Below are 9,147 nucleotides of genomic sequence, written 5' to 3'. Positions count from 1 at the left end.
GGGTGGTTTGACAGGCGGCGGATTGGGCGCTGTGGGCGGGGCGGCGGGGGCGGGTTTGTCGGCGAAGCTTGCGCCTCGGTTGAATGAGATTGCCGAGTCGATCAGGGAGGCAGGGCCGACGGGGAATACGAATGTGGATGCGTTGTTGGGGAATCTGGCTTCGAACCTGCTGGCGGGTGGGGCGGGGGCGGTGGTTGGGGGTGGGGCTGGGTGGAGCAGCCCCCTGAAACGCCGGACACAGTCACCCACTTACAATAACGGGTAGGCATAAGACTGTGTTTTTGACTAACACCAGGCAGGAAGTGATGGAAGTGTTGACGGGCCCGGAGCGCCGGCGGCGCTGGACGGCGGAGCAAAAGCTGGCGATGGTTCGCGAGAGTTTCGAACCAGGGAAGTCGGTTTCGATGGTCGCGCGGCAGCACGGCGTGAACCCGAACCAGCTGTTCCACTGGCGCAAGCTGTACCAGGATGGGAGCCTGTCAGCGGTCAAGGCTGGCGAGGAAGTGGTTCCGGCCTCAGAGCTGGCCGACGCGCTCAAGCAGATTCGCGAGCTGCAACGGATGCTCGGCAAGAAGACCATGGAGAACGAGATTCTCCGCGAAGCAGTCGAGTACGGCCGGGCAAAAAAATGGATAGCGCACTCGCCCTCGCTGCCGGAGGACGACCAGTGAAACTGGTTTGTGAAGTTCTCGGCGTGTCGCGCTCGAACGTATCGGCACGACTGTCGCGTCCGGCGACGTGGCGCGATGGCCGTCAATCGCGGCAGACGGACGATGCGAGCGTGGTCGAGGAAATCCGCCGAGTCGTCGGCGATTTGCCCAGCTATGGCTATCGCCGGGTGTGGGGCTCGCTGCGCAATGAACGCATTGCTGCCGGACAGGTGCCGTTCAATGCGAAGCGCATCTATCGCATCATGCGCACTCACGGTCTGCTGATGCAACGGCGTCCAGCCCCGCCTCGGCCGCAACGTCGGCACGATGGCAAGGTGGCCGTCGCGCGCAGCAATCAGCGATGGTGCTCGGACGGCTTCGAGTTCCGCTGCGACAACGGCGAGCCGCTGCGGGTGACGTTTGCGCTGGATTGCTGCGACCGAGAGGCGATGAGCTGGGCAGCCACGACAGCAGGTCACAGCGGCGACATCGTGCGCGACGTGATGCTGGCTGCAGTGGAAAATCGGTTTGGCAACGAACTGCATACCCCGTCCGAAATCGAGTGGCTGAGCGACAACGGTTCGGGCTACACGGCCGACGACACGCGCCGGTTCGCAGTGGCCATCGGCCTGAAGCCATTGACCACACCGGTGTGCAGCCCACAAAGTAATGGGATGGCAGAGAGCTTCGTGAAGACGATGAAACGCGACTACGTCGCCTTCATGCCGAAGCCGGACGCAGCGACTGCCGCACGCAACTTGGCCATCGCGTTCGAGCATTACAACGAGAAGCATCCCCATAGCGCGCTGAAATACCGCTCGCCTCGCGAGTTCCGGCGCTCGATGGATTCAGCAACCTTAGTGTGATGCCGTGTCCGGGATTACAGGGTCAACTCCAGGAATTTTCATCGATGGATAAGGTGGAGTTTGATCGTAATTGGCATCTCGGCGGTGTATATCGCTGTGCAGATTATTACCCGTCTATTTCGGGGGGTATCGTGTTGCTGGCAGGTTTCGGGATAGCGTTGGTCGGTGGCTTTACGAACCGCGCCGCGATGTTGAAGATCAAGCCGTTCGACAACAGTTACAGGAAGGCGCGCGAGAGCTACAAGTCGAGTGGCGACGACGAAGATCAGCCGGAGTAGAGGCCGCGCCCCCGACCCTGGCCGGATTCGCTGTATGAACAGAGTGGATCCTTGACGGCGAATTGGGAATACTTTGGATCGGGCTAGCGGAGGCGTGGGATTGGGCAGAGGGCGGCGACAGTCAGGCGGCTTTGAATGTCCGCCTCCCGTGCTGACTTGCCGCCTTACTATTGCTGGCGCGATCTCGTGGAGCTGACGTGTAGCACTCGGAAGGCATGCAAGTTCGTAGACGATGCCTGCGTTCTTGTGGACTGGTGACGCCAGCGATTGCGATTCTGGAATCGACGTCGGCCTGCCGAGCCATCCGGCCTGGCACATCAGAACATATGAAGTTTTGACGCAGACGAGTATCCAATCCGCTGATCGATAAATTGATAGACCGCGGCATCGAATCGACGACGATCGCCCTATTCAACAACGCCACCACACAAGCCTCAATTCCCCATACCTTCCGACGTTTTCTCGCGGGTGTTTCCCACTGGCTGACCGCGTGATTTTCCCCCTAAGATGAAGCAATCATGCGCGCGAAACGGTGCCTGCGCGCGCATGACGGGAGGCTGGAGGCAGCGCCGGGAACGACGCCAGCGGATGTTTCCATCATGGATGCGAAAGTGCGCGCGTCGGCTGCCGGTCATGCGACAGTAAAGACGCCAACGAGCGCGGCGGCGATCGCCACGCGGACGACGTCCGGCCGACTCGGCCCGGCCATGTGGTTAGGCGACGCGCTGTTGGCAATCGTTTGCGTGCTGGGCATGGCCCTGACCGCACTCGCCGAGGCGTCCGTCGATACGGATGGCGCAGCCGACACGATACGCATCGCCACCCCCGCGAGTCGTGCCGACCCTGAGATCTCGCCACGCGACATCGCCGTGCGTCAGGTCGTACTCGGCATCGTCAGCTTCACGCGCTGGCCGGCGACGCCCGTCCATCTGCATCTGTGCGTGACGGGCCGCCCCGACTACGCGCGCGGCCTGACCGATACGCTGCAGGCCGGTTCGACCGTGCTCGACGTGCAGCATGTCGGTTCCGACGATCCTGCGCTCGGCATCGCGTGCGACGTCGTCTATCTCGGCACGCTGAACGATGACGAGAGGACGCGGGTGCGAACCGCCGTGGCCGGCCATCCGGTGCTGACGATCGCGGAACACGATACGTCGTGCACCGCGGGCAGCATGTTCTGTCTCACTGTCGACGGCGAACGCGTGACCTTCGACATCAATCTCGACGCCGTCGCGCGCAGCGGCGTGCGAGTGCATCCGAACGTGCTCAATCTCGCGCGGCGTCCGGGGGCGCCATGACACGTCCCGCGCCTCACGTTTCCCTCTCGCGGATATCGCGCCCCACGCTGCAAAGCGTATTGCGTCGCGCGCACCTGCGTCTCGCATTCGTCGCCGTCGCGATGGCCGCCGTGTCGTTGATCGTCGTCGCCGTGATCGCGTTGCGCGCGTATGCCGGCAACAATCTGAACCTGCTGGCCCGCTCGCTCGGGTATACGGTCGAGGCGGCGCTCGTGTTCGGCGACCGCGTCGCGGCGGCCGAGGCGATCGCGCTGATCGCCAACGACGAGGACGTCGCGCAGGTGGTCGTCGCCGATCGCCAGGGCCGGCCGTTCGCGACGTGGCAGCTGCCTGCCGGCAGCAAGATCGCGCGGCTCGAACGCGTCGTCGCCGATCTTGCGCTGCCGGGGCCCGTGGCCGTTCCGGTGATGCATGACGGCATGGTTATTGGCTACGTCGTCGTGCGCGGCCGCGGGCATCAATTCTTCGGATTCCTGCTCGGCGGTGTCGGCGGCATTCTCGGTTGTCTTGCCATCAGCGTGTTCGGCGCTTATGTCAGTTCGAAGCGGCTGCTGCACAGCATCGTCTCGCCGCTGCGCGCGCTGGCCGGCGTCGCGCATGCGGTGCGGCGCGAGCGCGCGTTTGCGCGACGCGTCGAGCCCGTACCGATCGCCGAACTGAACCAGCTCGGCGACGACTTCAATGCGTTGCTCGACGAATTCGAAGACTGGCAGAACACGCTGCGCCATGAAAACGCATCGCTGGAGCACAAGGCGACGCACGATGCGCTGACGGGGTTGCCCAATCGTGTGCAGTTCGAGTCGCGTCTCACGCTTGCGCTGGGCGAGGCGGCGGTGACGGAGCAGCGGGTCGCGATCCTGTATCTCGACTGCGACCGTTTCAAGGAGATCAACGATTGCTTCGGCCACGACGCCGGCGATGCGGCGCTGATCGGCATCGCGGCGCGCTTGCGCGAGCAGCTGCGTGAGACCGACCTGGTTGCCCGACTGGGCGGCGACGAATTCGCGGTGATGCTGACGGGGGTGCGTGACACGGAAAGTGTCGGGCGTATCGTCGACGAAATGCTGGCCGGGATGGTGCCGTCGATCATGCTGTCGGATGGCCGCGCGGTGAACACCATGGTGAGTGTCGGGGTTGCGTTGTATCCGGATCATGCGTCGGATGCGAGCGGATTGGTGCGCGCGGCGGATGCCGCGATGTATCGGGCCAAGCGTACGCGGCCGGGGTCGTGGCAATTGGCCGAAGGCGTTGCGGGGCCGGCCTGATGTTTTTGGCCGCGTTCCGCTGGCGGGTTGTCGCAAGAGGTTGAAAAAAGCGCGCGCGACGCGGGCGCATTCGAAGGAGATGCGGCGATGAATAACTCGTTTCCTGTGAGCATTTGGCGGATCGGTGTCGGGAGCGTGCTGCTTCCGTGCCTTCTGCTTGGGGGTTGCAAGACGCCGCCGCCGCTTCATCGCGGGCTGACGCAGACGCAGGTCACGGCGCTCAAGTCGGCCGGGTTCCAGGAGACAGGGCAGGGCTTCGAGTTCGGGTCGAGCGGGCCGATCCTGTTCGATTTCGATCGATACAACCTCAAGCCCGACGTGCGGCGGATCGTCGAGCGGATCGGGCGCACGCTCAGGTCGGCGGGGATCAACGGGGTACGAGTGTATGGGTACTCGGATAACGAAGGGACGGATTCGTACGATCTGGAATTGTCCAGGCGGCGGGCGGAGGTGGTGGCGATCGAGCTGGTGGATGTCGGGCTGGACGGGAAGCGAATCGTGGTTGTCGGCCGAGGGAAGAAGGATCCGGTGGGGGATAACCGGACGCCAGGAGGGCGGGCGCAGAATCGGAGGGCGGCGATTGTGGTTTCGCCGGGGTGAGGGACTTTGCTTGCTGGCGTACGAATGCCGGGCACCGAACTTCCTGGTTGAAAGCTATGCCATCGGAGTATCTCCCGGATTTATCGGTTCGCTCGTCAACGACGGGATCACCGAAACGCGATAATGCGCTTTCTGTGGCGTCGATGCGATCGTGGTGGTTGCGCCTTAAATCGTCGCAGCCGATAATCGGCTGGCCGAATGAGAGCGGCCAAACAGATCAAAAAAGGAGATTACATACATGCCGTGGCAATACAGTCAAAGCATCGGGCAGCTGACGCACGGAACCGGCGCTGTCGTCGGGCGCGGATATTCCGGCCGCGGAGCCGGACAAAATAATCCTCAAATGCAGAACCCTGTCGGTATGGGGCCTATCCCGACAAGGTCATATTCGATCGGTGCGCCGTTCCACCATCGCCATGCCGGCAATTGCACGATGCGCTTGACGCCTAACGCCAGTACGGTTCTCGGCCAGCATGTACCCGTCATCGGAAGACGCGTTCGGACATTCGAATGTCATTGGAATCCGAAAGCAGTCGTTTAGTCGAGCCCTCACGTTTCGCGTTCAGCGGCCGTATAGCCGGTGTGTTCGCTAGACGGCTCAGGGTATGTGGACGGATGGAAAACAAGAGCAAGGCGAGGTTTCGGTGAATCAGCAAATCCAGGGCCCCAAACAGGTCTTCCCTTTCTGGAAAGCAATCGAGGCATTGACACCTCAGAAGCTGAGTAAAGACGACCCCAACGACAAGCTCAACCCTGCATATAACGTTGATCGTGGCGGCGCGTTGCCCTGGAAGGATCCCAGGCATTGTCGCAAGCCCATACCCCAAGGCAAAGTTTGGCGCTATAGCGTGCAGTTCGGCGTGTATGGACTTGCCCGGTTCGCCAAACTGCTCGAGGAGAAAATCGGGCGGCATGAAGAGGTGTTCGACGACGGGATAAGCGGCAAGAGTCGCGTCTTCGATATTCGATTCGACGAAAATGGCGTACCGCTTTATGAATCGTTCACGCTTTCGCTTGCGGTATGGGCGGCCGGGCAGATTTTACAGCGCGACGACGACGTCGTTACGCTCGATCGAAGCATCCCGTGCAGCCTGGTCGGATTGCCTGCACCCAGCGCCGTCATTCCCGATATCGACAGCGGATTCGGCGATTTTGACGTGCTGTCCCGGCATCTAATGCAATGGGTGGCGGAAGAGGCTGCTCGCATGAGGGCGGAGTCGGTGACCGCCGATCTAGCCTGGCTCGATCGGTTGCTGCAACTGATTTACGAGCAAACTCGCTTTCCGTCGTCTGCGCAGGATCCGATGCACGCATGCCTGGTGAAATGCGTTCAGGTCAAGGCACCGCAGCCGATTGATGGAGCTGAGCCCGACAAGCCGGAAAAGGTGCCCGCGGCAGCCCAGGATGATCTGCTAAACAGTTTCTTTATCGGCGAATTGCGGCAGTTGAGTGCCGCATGGCAGCGTCAGGACGTCGGGCATGGATTCGCCGAATACATGACCGCAGTCGCCTCTGTCGATCCGAAGCGCATCGATCTACGTTCGGAACGCGGACTAACGAGGGCTTTTCAGCGCTTGCTGCCGTCGCAAGCCGCGAGTGGCTGCTGGCCCGCTCAATATCCGCTGGCCTTCAGTCAGCAACTCGCAGTCAATGAAATCTGGCAACGACATGCCGATACCCCGGGGATTTTCGCGGTCAATGGTCCGCCGGGCACGGGGAAAACCACGCTGCTGCGCGATGTCGTTGCGGCAGTGGTGACTCAACGAGCGCAAGCGCTCGTGTCGGCGGGCAATGCTGCCTTGGCGCCAAAAGCGTCGTTCAAGTCGGGCGACAAGCGGATTCCATACTATCCGCTGCACCAAAACATGCTGGGCTTTTCCATCGTCATTGCGTCGGCCAATAATGGCGCGGTTGAGAACGTATCTCTGGAACTGCCTGGCGCCAAGGCTGTGCCTGCGCATGTCCTTGGCGAAAGCGACTATTTCTCAGCGCTGGCGACTGAGCTGCTTGGGAAGCCGGCTTGGGGTTTGCTCGCAGCGCGGCTGGGCAACAAGACCAATCGCGACGAGTTCATGAATACATTCTGGTGGCGCAAGCCGAAGGAGAGCCAGGCTGACGCGGCGCCACCACCCGACCGCTTCACCCCGAAACGAGGTGAAGGTCTTTCGTACCACCTCAACTTGATCAAGTCCGGCACACGTGCTCCGGCCGTGTTGTGGGAGGACGCTGTTTGCCGTTTTCAGGCGGCGCAGCAAGAAGAAGCCGCGATTCGAGCCGAGCTGATCCGAATCTCCGGATCGGTTGGAAAAATAGAAAGTCTCCGGGGAAAAGTCGCAGAGACGAAAGTCGCCAGAGACGCAATTGCGGCGCAACTCGACCAAGCGCGCGGCGATTGTGAGCGGCAAGCCGATGTACTCTCGGAAGCCGATCAAACCTGTGTTCGACTACGCCAAGGTGTCGACGACGCCGAGCAGAGGCTGGCGCGGCAGGAATCCAGCAAGCCCGGACTGTTGGATTGGATCGCCACGCTTGGCCGGTCTCATCGCCAATGGTGGGACCGGCATCATAGGCTTACGCAGGAGCTGGATGCTGCGCGTCGCGAAATGAGCGACCCGCTGACGAGTTTGAAGCAAGCGAAAGCGAAGCTCGCTGATTTGAGGCACCGGGTTACCGAGTTGGACCGAAGTTTCTCGCAGGTGGACCGTGACCTGGAGAAATTGAACGGCGATCTGAGTGCCGCGTCCGGTCTGCTCGACGAAGCCAGAAAAGGGTTGGGTGATTTCTGGCCCGACCCGGACGCCTCCGACGACAAGCGGGAAAAGTCCGCACCGTGGGCGCGAGAAGATTGGCGCAGGGCGCGAGAAGCAGTATTTCTGGCCGCGCTGGATGTCCACCGGGCATTCATCGAAAGTCATCCGGGCGAAATTCTGGCCAACATCAATCTGGCAAGCGACTGGCTGCAAGGCAAAGATTTGCCCATGCACGTCGCCTCTGCGGCCATGGAATCTCTTTGCTTGATTGTGCCGGTGATTTCGACCGCCTTTGCGTCTGTCCCGCGCATGTTTAGCAGAATAGGGAGGGAGGCTATCGGTTGGCTGTTGATTGACGAGGCAGGACAAGCATTGCCGCAACAGGCGGCCGGCGCCATCTGGCGAGCGGCCCGAACGGTTGTTGTTGGCGATCCGAAGCAACTCGAACCGGTAAGCGGAATTCCGCCTACGGTGGAGGGTGCTTTGGCCCGCTACTACGGCGTGGATCCACTTTGGTGGCCGAGCGAAACATCTGCGCAGGTACTGGCGGATCAGACCATGAACCTGGGAACCAGCCTGCCCGACGCAGACAAGGGGAAAGTTTGGGTGGGATGTCCGCTTCGCGTGCATCGCCGCTGTGACGACCCGATGTTCGCGGTCAGCAATAAAATTGCCTACGATGGCCTGATGGTTCATGGAAAAACGACGACCGACACGCCCTTACCCGAGAGCTGCTGGATCGATGTGGTCGGAAAGAGCAGCGAAGGAAACTGGATCCCTGAGGAGGGTCTGGCCGTAAGAGCTTTATTGACGGACCTTCGTGATCGGTACGGTGTGCAGCCTGCAGATATCTTCATGATTTCTCCGTTTCGCGATTGCGCCAATCGGTTGGGGCGATTGGCCAGACAGTTGAGCTTCGATACGGAGAAAACCGGGACGGTGCATACAACGCAGGGGAAAGAAGCCGACGTGGTCGTGCTGGTATTGGGCGGTAATCGCCAAAGACCGGGGGCTAAAGGGTGGGCAGCGAAAAGGCCGAATCTGCTGAATGTCGCCGTCAGCCGGGCGAAGAAGAGGCTGTATGTGATCGGCGACAGGGCGGCGTGGGAGAAGCAGAAGTATTTCGTGACATTGTCGCAAAGCTTGCCGGGGAGCGATGTTGCCTGGGCGGGCCTCGAGTTGGTCCGCGAGCAGTCGCATTGAAACTCGAAAGGGCCTGGCGGCGAAGCGGGCCGGTTGCGTGAGTTCATCGGCGCGGGAGCAAGATCGAAATTCCAGCGGGGACGCGGTAGAGGAAGCTCGCCGGCCGATGCCAGCGCAGGCCGCCGTCTACCCACTTCGAGCTTCCGGATTCGCCGTCGGTTTGAGCCGGTCCCCGGGGGCGCTGGGACGGCTTCTGGCCGAGTTCGGCCACAAACGGCCGTTCGACACAGCATTTTT

General features: G+C 61.6%; 6 protein-coding genes. All 6 read left to right on the top strand.

Annotated features, from left to right (window positions below):
* The first annotated feature begins 305 nt into the window (after positions 1-305).
* A protein-coding gene (locus tag BST28156_RS30975; protein WP_155774291.1) for an IS3 family transposase occupies positions 306-1,516 on the top strand; the annotation gives its coding sequence in 2 pieces (ribosomal slippage) (positions 306-621 and positions 621-1,516; 1,212 coding nt in all).
* Between the two features lie 44 nt (positions 1,517-1,560).
* Complete coding sequence (locus tag BST28156_RS30970) at positions 1,561-1,794, top strand: hypothetical protein (protein ID WP_174904199.1); 234 nt, start codon at positions 1,561-1,563, stop codon at positions 1,792-1,794.
* 599 nt (positions 1,795-2,393) lie between these two features.
* On the top strand, positions 2,394-3,092 hold the full coding sequence (yfiR, locus tag BST28156_RS30965; protein WP_174904215.1) for a regulatory sequestration protein YfiR: 699 nt from the start codon (positions 2,394-2,396) through the stop codon (positions 3,090-3,092).
* A complete protein-coding gene (gene dgcN / locus BST28156_RS30960; RefSeq protein ID WP_174904214.1) occupies positions 3,089-4,357 on the top strand; it encodes a diguanylate cyclase DgcN/YfiN in 1,269 nt (422 codons plus the stop codon). The genes yfiR and dgcN overlap by 4 nt, the downstream gene beginning before the upstream one ends.
* Positions 4,358-4,444: 87 nt before the next feature.
* Positions 4,445-4,957, top strand: coding sequence for an outer membrane lipoprotein YfiB (gene yfiB, locus BST28156_RS30955; RefSeq protein ID WP_174904213.1), 513 nt, complete (start codon positions 4,445-4,447; stop codon positions 4,955-4,957).
* 644 nt (positions 4,958-5,601) lie between these two features.
* Positions 5,602-8,910, top strand: a complete 3,309-nt coding sequence (locus tag BST28156_RS30950; RefSeq protein WP_174904212.1) for a DEAD/DEAH box helicase — start codon at positions 5,602-5,604, stop codon at positions 8,908-8,910.
* Positions 8,911-9,147: the final 237 nt, after the last annotated feature.

The sequence above is a fragment of the Burkholderia pseudomultivorans genome, assembly GCF_902499075.1.
Taxonomy (GTDB): domain Bacteria; phylum Pseudomonadota; class Gammaproteobacteria; order Burkholderiales; family Burkholderiaceae; genus Burkholderia; species Burkholderia pseudomultivorans.
Note: the sequence above shows the minus strand (reverse complement) of the source record. Positions and strands in the feature narration are given on the sequence as shown.

What these genes read in the sequence shown, in the direction of transcription:
- BST28156_RS30970 (WP_174904199.1), top strand. Translation starts at nt 1,561, where the DNA reads ATGGATAAGGTGGAGTTTGATCGTAATTGGCATCTCGGCGGTGTATAT.
- yfiR (WP_174904215.1), top strand. Translation starts at nt 2,394, where the DNA reads ATGGATGCGAAAGTGCGCGCGTCGGCTGCCGGTCATGCGACAGTAAAG.
- dgcN (WP_174904214.1), top strand. Translation starts at nt 3,089, where the DNA reads ATGACACGTCCCGCGCCTCACGTTTCCCTCTCGCGGATATCGCGCCCC.
- yfiB (WP_174904213.1), top strand. Translation starts at nt 4,445, where the DNA reads ATGAATAACTCGTTTCCTGTGAGCATTTGGCGGATCGGTGTCGGGAGC.